Annotated in this window: 24 protein-coding genes, 1 tRNA gene and 1 other annotated feature; of the genes, 4 read left to right on the top strand and 21 right to left on the bottom strand. The window is 28.5% G+C overall.

Going from position 1 to position 22,597, the window contains the following annotated elements; all coding sequences use genetic code 11:
* Positions 1-177: 177 nt before the first annotated feature.
* From rnfB to HF520_RS02825, 10 genes are all read right to left on the bottom strand, one after another.
* Entirely contained in the window at positions 178-1,149 is a 972-nt protein-coding gene (rnfB, locus tag HF520_RS02870; protein ID WP_168572592.1) for an RnfABCDGE type electron transport complex subunit B, read from the bottom strand.
* Between the two features lie 19 nt (positions 1,150-1,168).
* Positions 1,169-1,744 (bottom strand): electron transport complex subunit RsxA, encoded by a 576-nt coding sequence (rsxA, locus tag HF520_RS02865; RefSeq protein ID WP_168572591.1) that lies wholly within the window; start codon positions 1,742-1,744, stop codon positions 1,169-1,171.
* A gap of 17 nt (positions 1,745-1,761) precedes the next feature.
* A complete protein-coding gene (gene rsxE, locus HF520_RS02860; RefSeq protein ID WP_168572590.1) occupies positions 1,762-2,355 on the bottom strand; it encodes an electron transport complex subunit RsxE in 594 nt (197 codons plus the stop codon).
* 16 nt (positions 2,356-2,371) lie between these two features.
* Positions 2,372-2,938: an RnfABCDGE type electron transport complex subunit G gene (locus HF520_RS02855; protein WP_168572589.1), complete on the bottom strand. Its 567-nt coding sequence runs from the start codon at positions 2,936-2,938 to the stop codon at positions 2,372-2,374.
* Complete coding sequence (locus HF520_RS02850; protein WP_207711023.1) at positions 2,938-3,921, bottom strand: RnfABCDGE type electron transport complex subunit D; 984 nt, start codon at positions 3,919-3,921, stop codon at positions 2,938-2,940. The genes HF520_RS02855 and HF520_RS02850 overlap by 1 nt, the downstream gene beginning before the upstream one ends.
* 15 nt (positions 3,922-3,936) lie before the next feature.
* Complete coding sequence (gene rsxC, locus HF520_RS02845) at positions 3,937-5,274, bottom strand: electron transport complex subunit RsxC (RefSeq protein WP_168572588.1); 1,338 nt, start codon at positions 5,272-5,274, stop codon at positions 3,937-3,939.
* A gap of 209 nt (positions 5,275-5,483) precedes the next feature.
* Complete coding sequence (locus HF520_RS02840; RefSeq protein WP_168572587.1) at positions 5,484-6,437, bottom strand: hypothetical protein; 954 nt, start codon at positions 6,435-6,437, stop codon at positions 5,484-5,486.
* A gap of 169 nt (positions 6,438-6,606) precedes the next feature.
* Complete coding sequence (locus HF520_RS02835; protein ID WP_168572586.1) at positions 6,607-6,981, bottom strand: VOC family protein; 375 nt, start codon at positions 6,979-6,981, stop codon at positions 6,607-6,609.
* 83 nt (positions 6,982-7,064) lie between these two features.
* Positions 7,065-7,820, bottom strand: a complete 756-nt coding sequence (locus HF520_RS02830) for an endonuclease/exonuclease/phosphatase family protein (RefSeq protein ID WP_168572585.1) — start codon at positions 7,818-7,820, stop codon at positions 7,065-7,067.
* 87 nt (positions 7,821-7,907) lie between these two features.
* Positions 7,908-8,516, bottom strand: coding sequence for a hypothetical protein (locus HF520_RS02825; RefSeq protein WP_168572584.1), 609 nt, complete (start codon positions 8,514-8,516; stop codon positions 7,908-7,910).
* Positions 8,517-8,833: 317 nt separating this feature from the next.
* On the opposite strand from HF520_RS02825, the gene HF520_RS02820 reads away from it, so the two are divergent.
* Positions 8,834-8,995 carry a hypothetical protein gene (locus HF520_RS02820; protein ID WP_168572583.1) on the top strand — a complete coding sequence of 54 codons (162 nt, stop codon included), beginning with the start codon at positions 8,834-8,836 and terminating at the stop codon, positions 8,993-8,995.
* 131 nt (positions 8,996-9,126) lie between these two features.
* On the opposite strand, the gene HF520_RS02815 is transcribed toward HF520_RS02820, so the two are convergent.
* The 5 genes from HF520_RS02815 to polA all read right to left on the bottom strand — a co-directional run bounded on the left by HF520_RS02815 (position 9,127) and on the right by polA (position 14,924).
* Entirely contained in the window at positions 9,127-9,339 is a 213-nt protein-coding gene (locus HF520_RS02815) for a heavy-metal-associated domain-containing protein (protein WP_168572582.1), read from the bottom strand.
* A gap of 82 nt (positions 9,340-9,421) precedes the next feature.
* A complete protein-coding gene (locus HF520_RS02810; RefSeq protein WP_168572581.1) occupies positions 9,422-11,113 on the bottom strand; it encodes an ABC transporter substrate-binding protein in 1,692 nt (563 codons plus the stop codon).
* Positions 11,052-11,663: a lytic transglycosylase domain-containing protein gene (locus tag HF520_RS02805; protein ID WP_168572580.1), complete on the bottom strand. Its 612-nt coding sequence runs from the start codon at positions 11,661-11,663 to the stop codon at positions 11,052-11,054. The genes HF520_RS02810 and HF520_RS02805 overlap by 62 nt, the downstream gene beginning before the upstream one ends.
* The gene (gene coaE, locus HF520_RS02800; protein ID WP_168572579.1) at positions 11,656-12,261 is read right to left on the bottom strand and encodes a dephospho-CoA kinase; all 606 of its coding nucleotides are present in this window, start codon (positions 12,259-12,261) and stop codon (positions 11,656-11,658) included. Before coaE ends, HF520_RS02805 begins: the two co-directional genes overlap by 8 nt.
* 8 nt (positions 12,262-12,269) lie before the next feature.
* Complete coding sequence (gene polA, locus HF520_RS02795; RefSeq protein WP_168572578.1) at positions 12,270-14,924, bottom strand: DNA polymerase I; 2,655 nt, start codon at positions 14,922-14,924, stop codon at positions 12,270-12,272.
* 176 nt (positions 14,925-15,100) lie between these two features.
* Between polA and HF520_RS02790 the strand changes: the two genes are divergently transcribed.
* Positions 15,101-15,186 (top strand) — tRNA-Leu (locus HF520_RS02790).
* Between the two features lie 83 nt (positions 15,187-15,269).
* On the opposite strand, the gene HF520_RS02785 is transcribed toward HF520_RS02790, so the two are convergent.
* The 3 genes from HF520_RS02785 to HF520_RS02775 all read right to left on the bottom strand — a co-directional run bounded on the left by HF520_RS02785 (position 15,270) and on the right by HF520_RS02775 (position 17,949).
* Positions 15,270-15,833: a chromate transporter gene (locus HF520_RS02785; RefSeq protein ID WP_168572577.1), complete on the bottom strand. Its 564-nt coding sequence runs from the start codon at positions 15,831-15,833 to the stop codon at positions 15,270-15,272.
* Positions 15,833-16,456 (bottom strand): chromate transporter, encoded by a 624-nt coding sequence (locus HF520_RS02780; RefSeq protein WP_168572576.1) that lies wholly within the window; start codon positions 16,454-16,456, stop codon positions 15,833-15,835. The genes HF520_RS02785 and HF520_RS02780 overlap by 1 nt, the downstream gene beginning before the upstream one ends.
* A gap of 179 nt (positions 16,457-16,635) precedes the next feature.
* Positions 16,636-17,949 carry a Na+/H+ antiporter NhaC family protein gene (locus tag HF520_RS02775; protein ID WP_168572575.1) on the bottom strand — a complete coding sequence of 438 codons (1,314 nt, stop codon included), beginning with the start codon at positions 17,947-17,949 and terminating at the stop codon, positions 16,636-16,638.
* A 199-nt stretch (positions 17,950-18,148) separates the two neighbouring features.
* Positions 18,149-18,402, bottom strand: a binding site (T-box leader).
* Positions 18,403-18,721: 319 nt separating this feature from the next.
* Between HF520_RS02775 and HF520_RS02770 the strand changes: the two genes are divergently transcribed.
* Positions 18,722-19,588 carry an AraC family transcriptional regulator gene (locus tag HF520_RS02770; protein WP_168572574.1) on the top strand — a complete coding sequence of 289 codons (867 nt, stop codon included), beginning with the start codon at positions 18,722-18,724 and terminating at the stop codon, positions 19,586-19,588.
* A 139-nt stretch (positions 19,589-19,727) separates the two neighbouring features.
* On the opposite strand, the gene fucO is transcribed toward HF520_RS02770, so the two are convergent.
* Entirely contained in the window at positions 19,728-20,879 is a 1,152-nt protein-coding gene (gene fucO, locus HF520_RS02765; RefSeq protein WP_168572573.1) for a lactaldehyde reductase, read from the bottom strand.
* Positions 20,880-21,145: 266 nt separating this feature from the next.
* Between fucO and HF520_RS02760 the strand changes: the two genes are divergently transcribed.
* Positions 21,146-21,568 (top strand): cytidine deaminase, encoded by a 423-nt coding sequence (locus HF520_RS02760; protein ID WP_168572572.1) that lies wholly within the window; start codon positions 21,146-21,148, stop codon positions 21,566-21,568.
* 64 nt (positions 21,569-21,632) lie between these two features.
* Here HF520_RS02760 and HF520_RS02755 read toward each other — a convergent pair whose 3' ends face one another.
* A complete protein-coding gene (locus tag HF520_RS02755) occupies positions 21,633-21,935 on the bottom strand; it encodes a hypothetical protein (RefSeq protein WP_168572571.1) in 303 nt (100 codons plus the stop codon).
* Positions 21,936-22,053: 118 nt separating this feature from the next.
* Complete coding sequence (locus tag HF520_RS02750) at positions 22,054-22,398, bottom strand: DUF2325 domain-containing protein (protein ID WP_168572570.1); 345 nt, start codon at positions 22,396-22,398, stop codon at positions 22,054-22,056.
* Between the last annotated feature and the right edge of the window lie 199 nt (positions 22,399-22,597).

The raw sequence follows: 22,597 nt of genomic DNA, 5'->3' as shown, positions 1-22,597 counted from the left end.
ATTTTAAAGTTTTTTGTGTAGATACATATGAGATATAAAAGTAATATTTTCCATACTTATTTTACATACTTATTTTTCATATTTAATTCAGTAATTTGTAAATCTTTTATGTATATTTAATCTTTATTTTCAATAAAAATAAAGGTATGATAACTTCATACCTTTATTTTATCCATATTATATAGTTTTAATAGCCTTTTTAGGACATTTTTCAATACATAGATGGCATCCAATACACTTGCTTTCATCAACTTTGTGTGATTGTTTTTTATCTCCTGATATTGCGTCAAACTTACATTGCTTTTTACAAATAGTACATCCTATACATTTTTCATCATCAATAGTAACTTTTCTTCTATCACTTAAATCGCCTTTTATAACTTTAGTAGGACATTTCTCAACACAAACTTTACATTGAATACATTTATTAAAATCTATTTTAGCTATTTTATTTTCAAATATTATCGCATCTACTGGACATACTTTCGCGCACATACCACATCCTATGCAACCTGCACTACATTTTTCCTTAACAGATTTTCCGAACTCAGTAGAGTTACATTCAACTACAACTTCTTGCTTTTGTGGCTTTCTAATAATAACGGCTTTCGGACAGACTTCTATACATTTACCACACATCACACACTTTTCTTCGTCTATTTCTGCAACTCCATCTTTTATTGTTATTGCACCAAATTTACATACATCTTTACAAGTTCCAAGACCTAAGCAACCAAACTTGCATGTTTTCGCACCTGAATTTAATGCTGCTGCTGCCCTACAATCTGATATACCTTCATATTCATATTTATTTTTTGCACTTTCACAAGTACCTTTACAAATTACTTTTGCTACTATTTTTTCACCTTCTGATGCCTTTACTCCCATTATCTCTCCTACCTTAGTTGCTACACTGGCTCCTCCTACAGGACAACCATTAACAGGAACTTTTCCTTCTACTATTGCACTTGCTAGGCCTCCACATCCTGGGTATCCACATCCTCCACAGTTTGCTCCAGGAAGAACCTCTAGTATTTTCTCTATTCTTTCATCTATTTCTACTGCAAACCTTTTAGAAGCATATGCAAGTATAGCTCCGAACAACAATCCCATAGCTCCTAAAAGTAATACTGGCTTTAATATATCCATTTATTTTCACCCCCTAATTTTATAGCTGTATAAGTCCTGTAAATCCAAGAAACGCTATTGACATTAATCCTGCTGCTATTAGAGTTATTGGGAATCCTTTAAATGTTTCTGGGATATCAGCTAATTCTAATCTTTCTCTTATCCCTGCAAATAAAACTATAGCTAAAGTAAATCCTGCTCCAGCGCCAAATCCATTTACTATTGTTTCTACTAAATTATATCCGTTTTGAACGTTAACTAATGCTATACCTAAAACTGCACAGTTTGTAGTTATAAGAGGTAAGAAAACTCCTAAAGCTTGGTATAAAGATGGGCTCATTTTTTGAATAACCATCTCAACAAACTGAACTATAGATGCTATAACTAATATAAATGCTATTGTTTGCAAATACTCAAGCCCTGTTTTAACTAACAACATTTGCACAAAATATGTAATTATTGATGCTAAAGTTAAAACAAAAGTAACTGCAACTCCCATACCTACAGCTGTATCAACCTTTTTAGAAACTCCTAAGAAAGGACAAATCCCAAGGAATTGAGATGTTATAACATTGTTAACAAGTACTATACTTAAAAATAAAAGAATTAAATTCATATACTTATCCCCCTGTACTATGCCTTTCTACTTCTTATTTTATTAAATCCAGCCATTAAAAAACCTAATGTTAAGAAAGCTCCCGGTGGTAATATAAATAATAATGCTGGTTGATATGATGCACCAAATAAACTTAGACCGAATAAAGTTCCTGCTCCAAATATTTCTCTTACTGAACCTAGTATAGTAAGTGCTAGGGTAAATCCAAGTCCCATTCCTATACCATCTAATGCTGAAGCTATCGCTCCATTTTTAGATGCAAAACTTTCTGCACGAGCTAGTATTATACAGTTAACAACTATCAAAGGTATATAAAGACCTAATGCTTGATCAAGAGTTGGTACATATGCTTTCAATAATAAACCTACAATCGTAACAAATGTAGCTATTACAACTACAAATGCTGGTATTCTTATTTTATCTGGTATAATTTTTCTCATCATAGAAATAACTGCATTAGAACATAATAAAACTAATGCTGTTGAAAGCCCCATTCCTAGTCCATTTATAGCTGAACTTGTAACTGCAAGTGTAGGACACATCCCTATTACCTGCACAAAGGTTGGGTTTTCATCTATTAGACCATTCTTCAATATTTTACTTGAGTTCATAATCTATTTTCCCTCCTTATTTACTTAAAGAATTATTAAACAATTCTATTGCAACATTTACTCCACTTGTAACTGCATCTGATGTTATTGTTGCACCTGATATTGCAGAAACTTCCTTTTCCGAAGATACGCTTCCCTTTACTAAATTAATTTCGGATGCTGCTTTTCCAGTAAATTGATCTTTAAATTCTGGGTCTTTTGCTTTAGCTCCAAGTCCTGGTGTTTCTGACATATTACCAATATTTACACCTGAAACTTTACCATCTAAAGATATTCCTACTATAATCTCTATTTCTCCACCATACCCCTTTGGAAGAACCTTTATAGTATATCCCACAATATCAGAACCATCTTTGCCTTCATAAACTTCCGACACTATTCCATCCTTATTGTCATACTTACTACTATCAACTTCTGCAAAATCAGTAGCATCTGGAAGTACTGCCTGTCTTGATTCATTATTAGCTTGAATATTTCTTTGTTCTATTATAGGTTCTGTTATCTTGTTTGTTGCTCCTAATAGTAATGCTGAAACTGCACATATTCCAAATAGATTAAGTCCTAATTTAACTATACTGTTCATTATTTAGACACCTCCCCAAATACTCTATTAGATACAAACTTATCTATAAGAGGAGTTGCAACGTTAGCTAGTAATATTGAGTATGATACACCTTCTGGATAACCACCATATAATCTTATTACTGTTGTTATGACTGCTGCTAATAATGCATAAATTATTTGTCCCTTCTTAGTCATTGGTGAAGTTGTGTAATCTGTTAACATGAAAAATCCACCTAGCATTAAACCTCCTGCAAATAATTCATATAATGCAAAATCAAAACTAAATCCACCTAATATAAAAGTCAATATAAATACTGAAGCTATGTATATAACTGGTATTGTATAATCAATTATTCCCTTATAAATTAAATAAATTCCACCTAGCATTATAAGTAATGCGCTTGTTTCACCGATACATCCGCCTATATTACCTATAATCATATCTGTCATATTTATTCCATTCGAGGCTAAGTCTGCAACCCCCGCTGATCCAGCTTTTAAGAAACTAAGCGGAGTTGCCGTAGATAGTGTATCTAAGTTTGCAGAGCTAATCCACTCTGATACTCCTGGCTTAGGCCAAGATGTCATTGCAACTGGAAATGATGCTAGTAAAAATGCCCTTGCAGCAAGAGCTGGATTTAGAAAATTATTTCCTATTCCCCCAAAAACCATTTTCACAACTATTATAGCAAACGCTCCTCCTATTAAGCACATCCACCATGGAAGAGATGATGGTACATTGAAAGCTAATAATAATCCTGTTACTACTGCTGAATAATCTCCTATCGTACTTTCTTGCTTACTAATTTTTTGATATAAATATTCTGAACCAACTGTACCTAATATACAGAAAAATATAACACTTAGAGCATTAAGCCTAAAAAAGTATAATCCAGCTATGGTTGCCGGTATAAGTGCTATCAAAACTTGTTTCATTATATAAGAAGTGTCTTCATTACTTCTCACATGAGGAGAAGATGATACTATCAATTTCTTTTCCACAATATTTCCCCCTATCTACTTACTAGCAGCTTGTTTTTTCTTCATTGCTACAATTTCTTTCTTTGCATTTCTAATAGATTGTAATAGCGGCCTTCTTGCTGGACATACAAATGAGCATGAGCCGCACTCTATACAATCTAAAGCTCTATGTTCAGCAGCTCTTTCAAAATTATTATTTAATGAATATGCACTAATATATAATGGTTGTAAAAATGCCGGGCAAACGTTTGTACACTTCCCGCATCTTAGACAATTTTGAGGCTTAGGTGTTTTAGACTCCTCTTCACTTAAACAAAGTATTCCAGAAGAACCTTTATTAGTCGCTATATCATCAGTATACTGAGCTATCCCCATCATAGGTCCACCCATAATAAGCTTACCTAATGTTTTTTCTTTTTTATATCCTCCACATTGTTCTATAATCTCAGAAACCAATGTTCCTGTTTTGATTATTAGATTCTTAGGCTCTGTTATACAACTACCTGTAATTGTACAAATTCTTTCAACTAAAGGCATTCCTGTTTTTATCGTATTTGCAATTTGAGCTGCTGTAGCTACATTATCAACTACTACACCTACAGCTGCTGGTAGTCCTCCTGATGGAACCTCTCTACCTGTACATGCATATATAAGTTGCTTTTCAGCCCCTTGTGGATATTTTACTTCAAGACTCACTACTTCTATACCACTATAGTTTTTTGATATTTTTTTAACAGCTTCGATCGCATCTGGCTTATTTGCTTCTATACCTATATATCCTTTATTCACATTTAATACTTTCATTAATACTCTTAGTCCAAAAACTACATCTTCTGGGTTTTCTACCATTAATCTATGGTCTGCTGTAAGATACGGTTCACATTCTGCTCCGTTTAAAATAACTGTGTCAATTTTTGAATCTGGTGGTGGTGAGATTTTTACATGATTTGGGAATGTTGCTCCTCCCATACCAACAATTCCTGCTTCTTTGATGATTTCAATGATTTGATCTTTGCTTAAATCTTCTAAATTTCCTTTAGGCTTTATACTTTCGTGTAATTCTTCTTTAAAGTCATTTTCTATAACTACACACAATGCAGTTCCTCCAGGAACTTCATGAGGCTTTATAGCTATAACTTTTCCTGATACAGATGAGTGTACATTACAAGAAACATTCCCCTGTTGTTCCCCTATTTTCTGTCCAAGCTTCACTTCATCTCCTACTTCAACAATCGGTTTTGCTGGTGCACCTATATGTTGTTGAAGAGGTATGTATACGACCTTAGGATCCTTAGCTCTTTGAAGAGCCTTTGATTTCGTACACTCTTTATTATATGGAGGATGTATACCCCCCTTAAATGTTAAGAGTTTCATTCAATATTCCCCCTCATTAAAACTAAATATTTAATCAATATTGCAAGTATACTATATAATTTGTATTTGATTGACATTATAAGTATACTATATGATTAAGTATACTATATGATTTGGAAAAACTTAATATTTTTTAAAATATTATATCACTTTTTATTTCTTATTTTTCGACAAAATAATAAGGTTGCTTAAACAACCTTTAAATTTTTTTAACTAATCTTTATTAAATTTATAAACGAATAGTACCCTTGGATAGATGTTAGAAGTAGGCTTTTACTTAAGTAATAATTATCTTCATTGGCATTTTTTGAGGCTTGCTTTGTATTGCTATTTACACTTTTAGTATATTTAATAAGATTTTCTTTAAACGAATTCATTTCATCATAGTCGATTTTTTCTGTATTTTCTTGTAATTTCTCCACAATATCTAATCTCTTTGTTAGAATATTATTATACTCAGTTAAATCAATCTCTTTGTTTATATTTTTCTCCCAAAATACAGATTCCTCTTTATAATTTTCTATTAAACTATTCAAACCCGAAGAAATATCTTCTATATAAGAATATTTACTTGTATATTCTAAAGATAAAACAGGTAATTTTAATTCAGATATAAATGCATCATCAAATATTTTTCTGACACTATCTAAATTTGATCTTGTTGTATCTTCATCAAATGAAGAATATGATTGTACCTTTTTTATACCATCTACCTCTACTACTGAATATGGTATTTTATTTGACTTTAATTTTTCTTCTACAGTGTCTAAATCCTGACCTTCTCCTATAGACGCAACTTGGATTGTATATACAGTTACTCCTTCGATAGTTGCCACTTTAATATCAGAACTTTCACTTGTAGAACTTCCATCTTCTTTAATCTTGTCCAATTCATCAGAAATATCTTCATATACAAATTTTTCATTTTCTTTATCTTCATCAAACTTAAATATATTAGAAATAGATATATTTTTAAATTTACTACTTATAGCTTCTGTAAAACTAAAGTTAGGAAATATACTTTCTTTAAATAACTTACTGTCTTTAAGCTGTGTATATCCATATACTCCAATTAGAGATAGACAGAAAATCAAAGTTAATACTCTTATATGAATAGTTTTACTTCTTTTATTAAAGCCTTTGTATCTTCTCCTTTTATTCATTTGTTTTGCCCCCTTAATAATAATATTATTATTAATATATATTTAAGTATGTCCTAATTTATAACCACTAAATTTAACTTTATATAAAATAATAGAGCTACAACAATGATTTATTGCTATAGCTCTATTATTTTATATAAAGTTTAATAAATGATTTAAATTATTATAATTATTTGTTAACTGGTGGTAATATTTCTATCCAATAATTGTCTGGATCTGCTATAAAGTATATTCCCATAGCTTTATTTTCAAAACAAATACAATCCATTTCTTTATGTAAATTATATGCAGCATCAAAGTCATCCACTCTTAATGCTAGATGGAATTCATTATCACCTAAATTGTATGGTCTATCCCAATCTCTTAGCCATGTTAATTCTAACGTATGACTAGTTGAACCATCTCCTAAATATACTAATATGAAGCTTCCATCTTCTGCAACCTTACGTCTAACTTCTTTTAATCCTAATGCCTTTTCATAGAATTCTAAGCTTTTTTCTAAATTTAACACATTAAAATTATTATGACAAAAAGTAAATTTCATACCTAACCTCCTAAGTTTATTACTACTATTTTCTTAATTTTATATTTATTATAATTTTTTTGCAACTTTTTTAATTTTAAAAGCTATATTTTTAACTTTGCCAATATTGGATAATGATCTGACATATTTTTTATTTGCACATTATAATCTATAACTTCTATATTTGATGATACTAATATATAATCAATTCTATATAAACCTAAGGCAAAAGTTAATATATTAGAGTTACCAGTTTCTTCGGCAGCATCTTTTAAGTTTGTTCCTTCTAAAGATATACTTCCTTCATTAAAATCTCCCAATACAATATAAGGCTCTGACCCTAAAGATTTTGCATAATCTAATACTTCTTTTATTTGTATTTCTCTTTCTTCTTTTTTTACACCTAAATGGACATTTATAACGTTTAGCTTTTTTCCATTTACATCAATTACTGTATGTAACAAACCTCTTTGCTCTCTCTCACTACTTAAATATATATGTTTTTCTGATTTGATTGGGTATTTTGAATAAGTTACTAAACCATAATTAGATCCAAAATTAACTACATTAGCACCAAAATGAGAATACATTTTTAGCTCTTCCTTTAAACTACTAACTTGAAATCCTACTTTCGCAGATTCATTTACCTCTTGCAAACATATTATATCTGCATCAGACATCTTTAAAAAGTCAATTATATCAAATAAAGTTGGATACATATTTTTATCTAGTCCACTATGTATGTTGTAGCTAATTATCTTAATTTCCCTTGATTCAGGAAAAAAACTCTTTTCTGAAATAGAACTTATTATTATAAAACTTAGTATAATAAATGTTATGATTATCTTTTTTATATTCATACTATTATCATCTCCTCATTTATTATCTTTTATAGTATATGCCAATACAAAAATTAAAGACGCATTGTTTGCGCCTTTAATCAATTATTATTTCCCTTTCTTTCCTAATTTCTCTTTTATAATATAGTTTATTACCTTTTTCCTTATATCCTCTGCACCTTCCCCTTCATCTACATTTAAATTTAAAAGCTTGGCTATAGATTTCATATCTTCTCTAGTTTTTGATCTATAACTTTCAATTAATTCATTTTTTAATTTTTCTGGTTCTAATACATACTCATTGCCGCCTCTTTTATATAAAATATATTTTTTAGAGTATATATTTCTATTGATATATATATGCTTAGATATCTTTTTCAGTATTTGACTATATGAATTTTTTAAATTAACATTTATATCTAAATATCTAGCAAATTTCACAAGCTCATTTTTAGACTTAAATATATCTTCTCTCTTTATGATTTTAGCAATAGCCATAACATTATCCTGATAAGTTCCTTTTTTTATTATCATAGGATACATAGAATCATAACTTCTTCCTTTGATCATATTTTTTATATTATTATCTATAACTTTATCAACATTTCCCTCAAAGTATTTTTGTGCTCCTTTAGTAGAAGCATGATTTTCAATTTCTTTGTGGGCCATATCAAGTATCAATTTTCTTAAATCATCTTTATATTCTCTAGATTCCATGATACTCCCCCCTTAATTTACTTTTATTATATTCATTATTTTTTCAAAATGTGAGTTGCCATAGTATCATTTTTTCATAATATAATTATATACATTAAATTTATAATAAAAAAATTTTTAATGTATATAATTATTGAGTATGGACATACTATAAATGTAAAATCAAACATACTCAATCTCCCCCATTTTAGACTTCTATTATTTCCCCCAATAGAAGTCTTTTTTTGTTCAAAATTTTTTAAACAATTATTATTGATATTAATTTTCTTTTATTATAATATATATAGATTATCTTACTTTTAATGGAGGATGCTAACATGGAAGATATAACTATCTCATTAGATGAAATGATTGATTTTATTTATAAAAATTGTAATGAATCGCTATCTAAAAATACTATAAAAATGATCCTAAACCTACAAGAAGAATTTTTAGACTCTAAAGGTTTAATAGAAATAGAAGAAGATGAGATAATTTAAATCTCATCTTCTTCTATTTCTATTTATTTAAGTTATTTATTTTTCTAAAAATATATTAAGTTTATTAAATATAAAAAGGTATTGCATCATTTCCCAGCAATACCTTTTTATGTACAAAATAATGTTATTCTTTATTCAATTCCTTTTAGCTCATATCCTAAATCATCTATTACAGCTTTGATATCTGCATCAGTTACATTATCTTGAATTTCTACTATTGCATATTTTTCATCAAGTCTAACTTCTAAAACTTCTACACCTTCAATATCCTCTGTTAGAGCTGTTTTTAGATGATTTACGCAGTGACCACAACTCATTCCTTCAACTAATAGTTTTTTCTTCATAATTTCACCTCCATATATACACTATGTAGGTATTATATCATAATTATACCCCCAATAGGTATAGTAAAATGAAATTATAAATTTATTTACTTTTTATTGTTAAGTTAGATATACCTTCGTATACATCAAAGTCATTTGGTTCGCTATTACCTTCTAGCCTTATATTCTTAACTATATACTCATCTCTTATTACCAAACTTATAAATGCAACTTTATCTCTAATATACTTTTGCATATTAGAATAAATTGCAGATATTTGACTATCAGATGTTGCAACGGCTATCGAGTCCATATATCCAGTTAGTTTAGCATCAGAATATCCACTTGCTTTTATTATATCCCTTGCATCTGGTACACTTGATAATTCCCATCCTACAAATGCTAAATCATATTGTTTATTACTTAATGCTTTAGACATATCATCATCTTCAAGTGCCTCAATGGTTGACTTAATTCCAATTGCATTTAAATTTTCACTTACTATATTAGCCGCTTTTACTCTCTCTTCATTATTTTTATTTACTATTATTTTTAAATTAATTTTATTTATTAGATCTTTTATTTCATTTAATGCTAATTCCTTTTTAGTATTTTTAGTTTCTGAATCTTTATTTGTAATATCTGTATCTTTACTATCTTCAGAGCTTTCTGCTTGATTTTCTTGTATATTAAACTCATTACTTTCATCTATATCTTCCTGTGCATCTCTGTTTTCAAGGTTTATCATATTTAAATAAGATTCTGCTTTTTCCTTATCATAAGATAAAGCTTCAAGATCGCTATCATAATATTTAGACTTAGTATTTAAAGGAAAGTTAACTAATCTAGCATTTCCTATATAAGCTTCTTCTTTAATTAACTTTCTATCTATTGCATGAGCTATTGCTTTTCTAAAGTTTTCATCTTTTAAATATTCATTATCATAATTGAATATTATTGATTCATAGTCTCTTCCTTCATAGTTAGTTATATTAAATTCATCTTCATAAAATTTACTCAAATCACCTAATGAAATACTTGCTATATCACTTTCTAATGCCATCACCATCGATACTTGATCTTCTTCATTCGGAACTATACCTACTTTTATATTTTTCATAGTTTCAGGAAGTTCCTCATAATAATCTTCATTTACAACTAGTGTCATTCCCTCTCTATCTTTCATTTTTTCAATTTTGTAAGGACCATTTCCAATTAAATTTTTACTATTCTCTAAAATTTCAGTCGATGATTTTCCACTTAATTGACTTTGTGACACTATCGGGAATATTAGTGTATCTTTTGAAAAAGCATATGCTTCTTTAAAGTTTATGGTAAATTCTTTATTATTTATAATGCTTACAGATGATATATTTTTAGTGAATATATTATATGGACTATCTGTATTATCTTGAATTAAATCTATAGTAAATTTAATATCATTCGATGTTATTGCATTACCATTATGCCAATTAGCATCCTTTAATTTTATAGTCATATTCTTACCATCTGATGACATAGAATATTCTTTAACTAACTGCGGTACCACATTATAATTTTGATCTATTGTAAACAATCCATCATAGATTAAATTCATTATATAACCTACTGACTTATCTTTATTTAAAACTGGATTTATAGTTGTTGGTTTTACCATAGTTAAATTTATGTATTCAGAGTTAACACCACTCTTATTTTCTTCTTTATCTTTAGTAGTTTCTGATTTTTCTGAACTACATCCAACTAAAATCATAGACATTGCTAGAACTATAGCTAGAAGTTTTTTTATCTTCATTAGTCTTACCATCCTCATTATATAACATATTGTACTTTTCATAATATTTTTTTACTTTAACTACATAGTTTGAAGTTTCCGGGAAAGGTATATTTAACAACCTTCCATTCTCACTATAATCATCATTATTAAGCCATTGTCTTACATTTCCAGATCCACCATTATAAGCTGCTATTACTAAATCTAAATCTCCAAACTGTTTATATAGTTTATTTAAATACCAGCAACCTATTTTTATATTAGTTTCTGGATCAAAGATATCTATATTTCCTAAATCTAATTCTTCAATTGCCCAATTTCTAGTAATATCACTTATTTGCATTAAGCCTTTTGCACCTTTCTGAGACACTACATCTTTTTCAAATTTACTCTCAGCCTTCATAACACTATAAACTAAGTTTTCATCTATGTCATATTCATTAGAATATTTTTCTACATAGAAAGAGTATTTTTTAGGATATATTAATTTTTTAATACCCTTACTTTCAACAAAAAGTATTGAAAATAGAATTAATAAAATAGATATAAAAATTAATATTTTTTTACTCACACCACTTCTCCTTTACATAGTCTATAAACTCATAGGCTCTTTTTTTTAGTTCATAATAAGTTCCAGAGTTATCTATTATATAGTCTCCATAACTTATTTTCTCTTCTTGGTTCATCTGAGAATTTATTCTACTTAAGGCTTCTTCTTTGCTACAAGAATCTCTTTCTATTATTCTCTGTATTTGTATATCTTTATCACAATAAACAACTAAAAGCTTATCTAAAATATCCAAGTAGCTCCCTTCTATTAAAAGGGCTGCATCTATAACCACTATCTTTTTTCCTGATTTTCTAACTAACTCAATCTTATTTATTATTTGATCTTTTATCCTAGGATGAGTTAGATTATTAAGCTTTATAAGTTCATTATCATCATTAAAAACAATATTTCCTAAAGCCTTGCGATTTAGACTTCCATCTTTATTTTTTATTTTTGGTCCAAATGTTTTAAAAACATTTTCTAACAAATCAATATCTTCAAATATATTTCTAGATATAATATCAGCATCTATTATATCTATATTAAAATCATTATTAAAAATTCTGGATAGGCTGCTTTTTCCACAGCCTATATTTCCAGTTAACCCTAACACTAACATCTACTCACCTACTTTGTTTCATACCAAGAGTACCCTATGTTAAGGTCTACATCTAAATGAACATCCATACTAAATGCATTTTCCATTTCTTCTTTTACTATTTTTTCAACTATTTCTAATTCATCATCATACGCTTCTACTATAAGTTCATCGTGTACTTGTAATATAAGCTTTGACTTAAGATTTTTTTCTTCTAATTTTTTATATACGTTTACCATAGCTATTTTTATTATATCTGCTGCACTACCTTGTATAGGTGCATTCATAGCAGCCCTTTTTCCTGCATTTCTTAGCATAAAGTTACTTGATTTTAGCTCAGGTATATACCTTCTTCTATTTAATAATGTTGTTATGTATCCATTTTGTGTAGCATCCTCTATAGTATTATCCATAAACTCTTTTATTTTACTATATTTTTCAAAATAACTATTTATATATTCTTTAGCTTGTTTTACAGGTATATGTAAATCTTCAGATAGACCAAAATCACTTTTACCATAAACTATACCAAAATTTATAGCCTTTGCTTCACTTCTTTGTCTAGATGTTACTTCATTTATATCTACATCAAAAATTTGAGATGCAGTTTTAGAGTGTATATCTTCTCCGTGTTTAAAGGCATCTATCATATTAGGATCTCCACTCATATTTGCAAGTACTCTTAATTCTACTTGTGAATAATCGGCATCAACTAGCTTATGGTCTTTTCCTGCTATAAATACTTTTCTTATATTTCTTCCCATCTCCATTTTTACCGGTATATTTTGAAGATTCGGTTCTGTTGATGAAATTCTACCTGTTGTAGTTATAGTTTGGTTAAATGATGAATGTATTCTATTACTTATAGGATTTATTATTCCTAGAAGCCCTTCAACATAAGTTGAATTTAATTTTACAATTTGTCTATACTCTGTAATTTTATCTATTATTTCATGTTTATCTCTTAATTTTTCTAAAACTTCAGCATTAGTTGAATAACCTGTTTTTGTTTTCTTTATTACAGGTAGTTCTAACTTTTCAAATAAAATCACTCCTAATTGTTTTGGAGAATTTATATTAAATGATTCTCCAGCCATTTCATAAATCTCTGCTTCTAATTTACTTATAATTTCTTTAAATTGAGCCCCTAATTCATTAAGCATAGATTTATCTACTTCTATACCTACATATTCCATTTCTCCCAAAACTTCAACTAGCGGCATTTCTACCTCATGGAATAAACTATCCATATCACTTTCACTTAAATACTTTTCCATTATCTCTGAAGACCATTTTACGACATTTATTATCTGTCCTATATATTCTGATAACTCGTTTATTTCTATATCTTCAAACTTCTTAGCCTTAGCTCCTTTGCCTAATAAGTCTTCCTTAGATTTCATTTTTCTAGTTAGGTATTTCATCGCAATAGCGCTACATTCATAAGAAGTTGATGATGCTGAATCTATTAGGTATTCGGCAATTGTTATATCAAAGTACATATTCTCAAGATCTATATCATAAGACCTAAGAGCTATATAATCATCCTTTAAATTATATCCAAACTTCTTAATCTCATTGCTTGAGAAAATTTCCCTAAACTCTTCTATTTGTCCTTCTTTTATGTAATATATGTTTTCACCATCAATACTTATGAATACATATAGTATATTTTTTTCAAGTATATTACCTACTTTACTTACTGTTTTCATTATTATTGATTTTTTATCGTTTATTTCCTTTATTAAAGCTTGTACATCTTCAAGTGGTTTTACATTTATATTCACAGATTCATTTTCTTGAGATACTTCACTACCTCCATTTAAATCTAAAAGTCTTGATATAAGGCTTGTGAATCCAAACTTTTTAAATTCTTCTACTACAGCCTCTTTATCATAATCACCATATTCAAGTTCTTCTAATTTAACTTCTATTGGAACATCTCTCATTATAGTAGCTAATCTTTTACTCATTATAGCTAAGTCTTTATGTTCTTCTATTTTTTTCTTAACACTACCTTTTAGTTCTTCAGTATGTTCAACTAAATTTTCTATGCTTGAAAATTCTTTTATAAGTTTGATTCCAGTTTTTTCTCCTATACCTGGTACGCCTGGTATATTATCTGACTTATCTCCCATAAGACCTTTTAAATCTATAAATTGAGTAGGAGTCATTTCGTATCTTTCCATTACTGAATCAAAATTATATTCTTCAACTTCTCCAACACCCTTTTTAGTTATTAAAGTTGTTGTTTTATCAGAAGCAAGCTGAATAGCATCCTTATCTCCTGTTACTATGTAAACCTTATAATCATTCTCTTCACCTAGCTTTGAAACTGTTCCTATTATATCATCAGCTTCATAACCATCTAGTTCTAATCTATGTATATTAAACTTATCTAGAAGTTCTTTTAATGGCTCAAACTGTTCTCTTAGTTCGTCTGGCATCTTTTTTCTTCCAGCTTTATATTCTTTATACTCTAAATGTCTAAATGTAGGTGCCTTTCTATCAAAAGCTACACTTATATGAGTTGGTTTATATGTATCTATTATTTTAAATAGCATTGTTGTAAAACCATAAATTGCATTTGTTTTTAATCCATCCTTACTACTCATTTCTGGCAGTGCGTAGAAAGCTCTATTTATAATTGAGTTTCCATCTATTATAATCAATCTTTTATCCAAAGTTATCACTCCTAAATTTCTATGTATTTTAGCTTTTTATTATTGTTATTATAAACAATTATGCTATTATTTAATAATACCATAAGATTTAATGTATATTAAGATTAAATATGTTGCAACTGTCAAACTTTATTGCTATAATTTATATATAAATTTGATATTTCTTAGTTTTATACGCCGGATTGGTGGAATGGCAGACGCGACGGACTCAAAATCCGTTGGTAGCAATACCGTATGGGTTCAAGTCCCATATCCGGCACCAATAATAAATAAAAAGATGAGCTACTTAGCTCATCTTTTTATTTATTCCAATATTTATCAATCAATAAACAAAATTTTATAATTTTATAAAAATAAATAAGCGATACCACCAATGACTCCAGATCCTAACATAACATATGTAGGATTTAGTTTATATTTTCTAAGAATGTATAATGATACTGAAAATAAAATTATTGAAATAAAATCAATATCCCTTATATTTAATGAAAATCCAGAATTTCCCCAAAAAGAAAGAATAATTATTGAAACTCCGGCTGATGCAATAAGAGAAACTACTGCCGGTCTTAAACCGCTTAAAACACCTTGTATTACCTTTAAATTTTTATACTTAAAATATATCCATCCTAAAACTGATACAATTATACAAGATGGAAATATACATCCAAGAGTTGAAACTATAGCTCCATAAAAACCTCCAATTCTAGTTCCTACAAAAGTAGCTGCATTTATAGCTATAGGTCCTGGGGTCATCTGTGAAATTGTTATTAAATCAGTAAATTCAGTTAATGTAAGCCATTTGTTTATTTCTACAACTTGATCTTGGATAAAGGGTAAAGATGCTAATCCTCCGCCAATACTAAATAACCCAATCTGAAAAAAACTAAAAAATAATTTCAAATAAATCATTACTTTATATCTCCCTCACTATCCTTACATTTTAAATAAACCCTAGCTCCACCTATTACTCCACAGATGATTATTATATATACAACATTAACTTCAAAGAAATACGTTGCAATAAAAGCTCCTATCATAACAATAATTGATGTAAATTCTTTTTCATCTACTACGTTTTTTCCTAGATTAATAACAACATCACAAATAACTGCTGCTACACCAGATTGCATCCCCTTCAAAACTGCATTTATAATTTGATTATCTCTAAATGCAGAATAAAATAAAGAAACTATAGATAATATTATAAGTGGTGGCAAAATTGTACCTAAAATTGTTACAATAGCACCCAATATACCTGCTACCTTGTAACCAACTAGAATAGATGCATTTACAGCTACCGGACCTGGAGATGACTGAGCTATAGCTATAAGGTTTAGCATTTCTTCTTCCTCTAAATATTTTAATTCATCTACAAACTTATTTTTCATAAGAGGAACTATTACATATCCACCTCCAAAAGTAAAAGCGCTTAAGTAAAATGTAGATAAAAATAACTTATTATAAATACGATTGTTCTGTTTTATTAGAATCTCCCCCTTTATGTAATTATATATGTAAATGAAAAATAGCATATTAAATAAACATATAATACCAATTATATATCTTTTTATAATAAAAAAAAACAGTACTAATATATATACTGCTTTTTTTATTATTTTTATAAACTTCTAAAAGAAGTTTCTTATATATTTAATTTGAAGATAGTTTAACTTATAGTTATCATTTTAAGTAATAGTTTTATATAATATAATTATGCTACTTTATTACTTTTAATTCTTTTTGTAACTTCATTTGAAAATATAATTGATAGTATCCCACAGACAAACATTAATCCAGGATAATATAGATATGGTATTATTTCTACTGGAGATATTCCTGCAACTCCTGCAGCTGTTAAAAGCTGTGCTCCATAAGGTATAAATCCTTGCCAGCAAGATGAAAATATATCTAATATACTTGCTGATTTTCTTTTATCTATACCATATTCATCTGATATATTCTTAGCTAAAGGTCCTGCAGCAACTATCGCGATTGTGTTATTAGCTGTGCATAAATCTATTACACTTACTAAAGCTGCTATACCAAATTCAGCACCTCTTTTGCTATTTATTTTGCTAGTTATAAAGTAAAGTACGTAATCTATACCACCATTAAACTTTATAAGGGCTACAACTCCTCCTATAACTATCGCTAGTAAACTTAATTCATACATACCTGAAATTCCTCCAGATATAGCTTCTATAAGGCCAAATATATCAAATGCGTTTGTAACTAAGCCTACTATCCCAGCAAATATAATTCCACTTCCTAATAATAAAAATACATTTACTCCACATAATGCTCCAACTAAAACTAGTAAGTATGGTACAACTTTTATTAACTCATAATCATAATTTCCATTTAAATTAACACTATACCCTGAAGTTACTACTGTTAATAATACTATTGTTACTATAGCAGCAGGTAAAACTATTAAAAAATTAACCTTAAATTTATCCTTTAATTCACACCCTTGAGTTCTAACCGCTGCAATTGTTGTATCAGATATCATCGACAAGTTATCTCCAAACATTGCACCTCCAACAACTACTCCCATAATTAAAGCTATCGGTATAGATGTTTTTTGTGCTATACCAAGTCCTATTGGTGCTAATGCTGCTATTGTACCTACTGATGTTCCCATTGAAACTGATATAAAGCAACCTATTACAAATAAACCTGTTACTAGTAAATTTGACGGAAGTATAGATAAACTTAAATTAACAGTAGAATCTACACCGCCCATTGCTTTAGCTACACCAGAAAATGCACCTGCAAGTAAAAATATAATAACCATTAATATAATACCTGGATCTCCTGCACCCTTACAAAATACATGCATTTTTTCTTCTAAGCTAATTTTTGAATTAAATAGTAAAGCCACACCAGAAGCTATTATAAATGCAACTAAAGCTGGCATTTTATAAAAATCACCTGTAATAACTCCACTCCCTATAAATAATACTAAAAATACACCTAGCGGCAATAAGGCTAATGGATTGCCTTTTTGGGTTTCATTCTTCATAATCAATCTCTCCTTTTCAAATAACTCATAATAATATGATGTGCTATAATTTTCTTTACTTTATAAAATATCACATTAATTTTATTTAATGACTTATAAGTCCATGTGTAACCTATTCTTTACTAAATAAGAAGCTTCCAAGATTTCATTAAGATAGTTTCTAAATACATTAAAAAACTCCCGCCCCTAAGAACTAAGTCTTAGGAACGAGAGTAAAAACTTCGTGTTACCATCCTAATTTATTTGCATCTCACAATACAAACCTCATCAAGTACTCCAAAATATGGTTATACTTTATCACTGTAACGGGTGAACCCGTTGTAGCCTAAATCTCTTAGATCTCGGTACACCGCTCCAAGGCCATTTTCTCTTTAATATTCTTTGCTTCTTCTCACCATTAGAAGCTCTCTGTAAAAGTATTCTTAAAGTTACTTTCCTTTTCATTGCGTTTATTGTTAATTTATATCACTATAATATATGAATATTTCTTATTTGTCAATTATTTTTAATTTTCTTAACATTTTTGATAAAATAATAAATTTAGTGACTTCTCAATCAAAGTATACTATTCTTTTCACAAAGAGATTATCTTTGGATTTACATTTTATTAATATAAAATAATTAAATATAAAAAACATATTATCTATAAAAATTTAATAAGATGTTTTTATAAAACTTAGAAACTACAAATATAGCTACTATGTTTTAATATCTATAGTTTAATAATTTTTTGTACAATTTTTTATATTTTTAATAGTAAAGGAGTAAAGTTATGAGATTTTTTGAGTACAAAGAAGATAAACAACATGGTACATTTGATTTTCCTATTGAGTTTTATCATGTTACCCCAGATCATTCTAGGTACAATATGCCTTATCATTGGCATACAGAATATGAAATTATACGTATATTAAAAGGTGAGTTTTTATTAGTTATTGATGATGAAAAAGTACTAGCCAATCAAGGAGATATCATTTTTTTGCATGATGGTGTTTTCCATGGAGGCACTCCAAATGATTGCATCTATGAATGTATTGTGTTTGATATGAAGCTACTACTAAATGAAAATAACATTTGTACAAAACAAATCCAAGATATTATAAATCATAAAAAATTGATAATGAATAAACTTCCAAATAATAATGATAAACTAAATACATGTTGCAATTATTTATTTGAATCTATGAAATCAAAGAAAACTGGATATGAATTTATCACTCAAGGTTCTTTATATCATATGCTAGGTATTATATTTGAAAAAGAACTTTATAATACTCAAAAAAGAGTAACTAAAAAAAGCAAAGAAAGAATTTTGCAATTTAAAAATGTTATTTCCTTAATTGAAAATGAATATGCTAATCCTCTTACTCTTGATGATTTATCAAAAGCATGTTGTATGACACCAAAATATTTTTGTAGATTTTTCTTTGAAATGACAAATAAAACTCCTATTGAGTACTTAAATTATTATCGTATAGAAAGCGCTTGCGAGCAATTATTGACCACTGATTTTCCAATTACAGAAGTTGCCTTAAACTGTGGATTTAATGATGTTAGTTATTTTATTAAAACATTTAAAAAATATAAAGGCCTAACTCCAAAACAATACTTAAAAGCATCATTATCGGGATCTCTGTAGCAAATCTATTCATCTCCACCTAATTAAATAAGTAACTATAATTCAAAGATTTTTATGTTTTAATCTACAAATAAAAAAGCAAGTATAAGTCGTTATTTAACTTGTACTTGCTTTCTTATTTGTATAATATAGTTAATATTTATTGCATTAATGATTTATATAACTTAATTATATCTTCAACTGATGTATTCTTCGGATTACCACCCGTACAAACATCAGCAAATGCTGATTCTGATAAGAACTCAATATCTTCCTCTTTAACTATTTCTTTTAAATTTGATGGTATGCCTACATCATTAGAAAGTTTCTTAACTGCATCTATAGCTGCTTTTCTATATTCTTCAACACTCATATTTTCTGCACCCTCAACGCCCATCGCCATAGCTATATGCTTATATTTATCTCCTGTTGATTCAGAATTATATTCCATTACTGTAGGAAGTATTATAGCATTTGCTACTCCATGTGGAGTATCATATAATGCTCCTAATGAGTGTGCCATTGAGTGAACTATACCAAGTCCAACGTTACTAAATCCCATACCAGCTATATATTGCCCTAGAGCCATGCCTTCTCTACCTTCTTTAGTGTTTTCAACTGCCCCTCTTAAACTATTTGATATTAATTCTATAGCTTTTAAATGGAACATGTCCGTCATATCCCAAGCTGCTTTAGTTGTAAATCCTTCAATTGCATGAGTTAATGCATCCATACCTGTAGCTGCTGTAAGCCCTTTTGGCATACTCGACATCATATCTGGATCTATTATTGCAACAACAGGTATATCATGTATATCTACGCATACAAATTTTCTATTTTTATCAACATCTGTTATAACATAGTTTATAGTTACCTCTGCTGCAGTTCCTGCCGTAGTTGGTACCGCAATAATTGGTACAGATTTATTTTTAGTTGACGCTGCCCCTTCTAAACTTTTGACATCTTCAAATTCAGGGTTATTTATTATTATACCAATAGCCTTAGCAGTATCCATTGATGATCCTCCTCCTACAGCTATTATATAATCAGCTTCTGATGATTTAAATGCTGATACACCAGTTTGTACATTTTCAATTGTTGGGTTTGGTTTTATATTAGAGTAAACTTCATAGTTAAGCCCTGCTTCATCTAATAAAGACGTAACCTTACCTGTTACTCCAAATTTTATTAAATCAGGATCCGAACATAAAAAAGCTTTCTTGAATCCTCTAGATTTTACTTCAGTAACTATTTCTTTTATCGCTCCTGATCCATGATAAGAAGTTTCATTTAATACTATTCTATTTACCATTACATTCTCCCCTTTAGTTTGTTATTTATATAACTTGATTGTATATATATATAGTACCGTTTTCTATTAAAATAATTTCATAAAATATAACAATATTCACTTTTTATAAATATCAGTAGTTTATAAGCTTCTTCTACTAATAATCTAGTAAATATAACATATTTTATATTTACAATTCTGATTATTGGTGATACAATAATAATCCCTTGATAAGGGTATTATATATATAACTTTACTATAAGGTATAAAGGACTAGGTGAAAATTTATGATTGATGTAAAAGTATTAATTGATAAAGCATTTGAAGCTCAACAATTTTGTTATACTCCATATTCAGGATTTAACGTAGGAGCTGCACTACTTTGCGATAATGGAAATATATATAAAGGTTGTAATATTGAAAACGCTGCTTTCACACCTACAAATTGTGCTGAAAGAACAGCATTCTTTAAAGCTATCTCAGAAGGAGATAATAAATTTACTGCAATAGCTATTGTTGGTAACAAAAATGGACTTAAGCCAGGTGAAGGAGATTTTTGTGCCCCTTGTGCTGTATGCAGACAGGTTATGGCAGAATTTTGTGATCTTGATACATTTAAAGTCTATATTGCTAAAAGTAGAGATGAATATCTTGAATACACATTAGGAGAACTTTTACCATTAGCCTTTACTGGTAAAGACATAAAGTAAATTATTAAAACTATATAGTAAAAGGATAAACTTAATAATTTAAGTTTATCCTTTTCATTTAAGTCTAATAATAAAAACAGAAATCTGCTTCTACACAAAACTCATTTCTACTTAAAAGACCTCCATAAGATATCGTTATATAATTCATTTGTGAATCTAAGGATTTATTTATTATTATTTTATATCCATCCACATCATATAAGTTATCATTTTCATTTGGATTATCTAACTCAATATCAATCTTTGCATTACTTGTCATAGTGATGCATCTAGTAAGTATTCTTATACACTTCTTATCACTATTTTCTAATAATTTATCTAACTCTTTTTTTGCTTCTGATGTTATTAGTATGCTCATCTCTTCCATTGTTGTCTTTCCTTTCACAGTAATTTATATTTAATATTTTACCCCATAAATTTTATACCTAACAATACTAAATAATAAATAATAGCTAAACTTTAAATTTAACTATTATTTTTTATTTTTAAACACTTTTATAAAATTTATTTATATCTTTATTTAATTTACATCCACTACAATTCCCACTACACTTTTCTACCATCTCTAAACATTCTGCAAAAGCAACTTTGCTATTATTCTTATGTCTTATTATAGGTATATTTTTCTTTTTAGCCTGCTTTTCTACTGATATAACAGCCTTATGAGATATAGTTGATGTAAATATGACAATAGCCTCTGGATTCCCTATCCCTTGTTTAACCTTAGGTGACATCTTAAAAAATAATTTAGCCTTATACCCTTTTTCTTTTGCCAGTGATAAATAATCTTTTTTCATTTTTTCATTCCCGCCTACTATGACTAAACTCAATTTAAACCTCTCCTTCTAAATTAATCTATATATATTAAAACATATTTTTAACGTTTACTGATAATAAATATCATTTACTTCAATTGTAGTATTATATTCATACTCTGTCAATGTTTTTGATAATCATTTTCATTTATTTTTATTAATCTAATAAAAAAAGAAGATAATAATCAAAACTTCTTAATTACTATCCTCCTTC

It is taken from the genome of Romboutsia sp. CE17, assembly GCF_012317385.1.
Taxonomy (GTDB): domain Bacteria; phylum Bacillota; class Clostridia; order Peptostreptococcales; family Peptostreptococcaceae; genus Romboutsia_E.
The sequence above is the reverse complement of the archived record's forward strand: the minus strand, read 5'-3'. Positions and strand labels throughout refer to the sequence as shown.

What these genes read in the sequence shown, in the direction of transcription:
- rnfB (WP_168572592.1), bottom strand. Translation starts at nt 1,149, where the DNA reads ATGGATATATTAAAGCCAGTATTACTTTTAGGAGCTATGGGATTGTTG.
- rsxA (WP_168572591.1), bottom strand. Translation starts at nt 1,744, where the DNA reads ATGAATTTAATTCTTTTATTTTTAAGTATAGTACTTGTTAACAATGTT.
- rsxE (WP_168572590.1), bottom strand. Translation starts at nt 2,355, where the DNA reads ATGAACTCAAGTAAAATATTGAAGAATGGTCTAATAGATGAAAACCCA.
- HF520_RS02855 (WP_168572589.1), bottom strand. Translation starts at nt 2,938, where the DNA reads ATGAACAGTATAGTTAAATTAGGACTTAATCTATTTGGAATATGTGCA.
- rsxC (WP_168572588.1), bottom strand. Translation starts at nt 5,274, where the DNA reads ATGAAACTCTTAACATTTAAGGGGGGTATACATCCTCCATATAATAAA.
- HF520_RS02840 (WP_168572587.1), bottom strand. Translation starts at nt 6,437, where the DNA reads ATGAATAAAAGGAGAAGATACAAAGGCTTTAATAAAAGAAGTAAAACT.
- HF520_RS02835 (WP_168572586.1), bottom strand. Translation starts at nt 6,981, where the DNA reads ATGAAATTTACTTTTTGTCATAATAATTTTAATGTGTTAAATTTAGAA.
- HF520_RS02830 (WP_168572585.1), bottom strand. Translation starts at nt 7,820, where the DNA reads ATGAATATAAAAAAGATAATCATAACATTTATTATACTAAGTTTTATA.
- HF520_RS02825 (WP_168572584.1), bottom strand. Translation starts at nt 8,516, where the DNA reads ATGGAATCTAGAGAATATAAAGATGATTTAAGAAAATTGATACTTGAT.
- HF520_RS02820 (WP_168572583.1), top strand. Translation starts at nt 8,834, where the DNA reads ATGGAAGATATAACTATCTCATTAGATGAAATGATTGATTTTATTTAT.
- HF520_RS02815 (WP_168572582.1), bottom strand. Translation starts at nt 9,339, where the DNA reads ATGAAGAAAAAACTATTAGTTGAAGGAATGAGTTGTGGTCACTGCGTA.
- HF520_RS02810 (WP_168572581.1), bottom strand. Translation starts at nt 11,113, where the DNA reads ATGAAGATAAAAAAACTTCTAGCTATAGTTCTAGCAATGTCTATGATT.
- coaE (WP_168572579.1), bottom strand. Translation starts at nt 12,261, where the DNA reads ATGTTAGTGTTAGGGTTAACTGGAAATATAGGCTGTGGAAAAAGCAGC.
- HF520_RS02785 (WP_168572577.1), bottom strand. Translation starts at nt 15,833, where the DNA reads ATGATTTATTTGAAATTATTTTTTAGTTTTTTTCAGATTGGGTTATTT.
- HF520_RS02780 (WP_168572576.1), bottom strand. Translation starts at nt 16,456, where the DNA reads ATGCTATTTTTCATTTACATATATAATTACATAAAGGGGGAGATTCTA.
- HF520_RS02775 (WP_168572575.1), bottom strand. Translation starts at nt 17,949, where the DNA reads ATGAAGAATGAAACCCAAAAAGGCAATCCATTAGCCTTATTGCCGCTA.
- HF520_RS02770 (WP_168572574.1), top strand. Translation starts at nt 18,722, where the DNA reads ATGAGATTTTTTGAGTACAAAGAAGATAAACAACATGGTACATTTGAT.
- fucO (WP_168572573.1), bottom strand. Translation starts at nt 20,879, where the DNA reads ATGGTAAATAGAATAGTATTAAATGAAACTTCTTATCATGGATCAGGA.
- HF520_RS02760 (WP_168572572.1), top strand. Translation starts at nt 21,146, where the DNA reads ATGATTGATGTAAAAGTATTAATTGATAAAGCATTTGAAGCTCAACAA.
- HF520_RS02755 (WP_168572571.1), bottom strand. Translation starts at nt 21,935, where the DNA reads ATGGAAGAGATGAGCATACTAATAACATCAGAAGCAAAAAAAGAGTTA.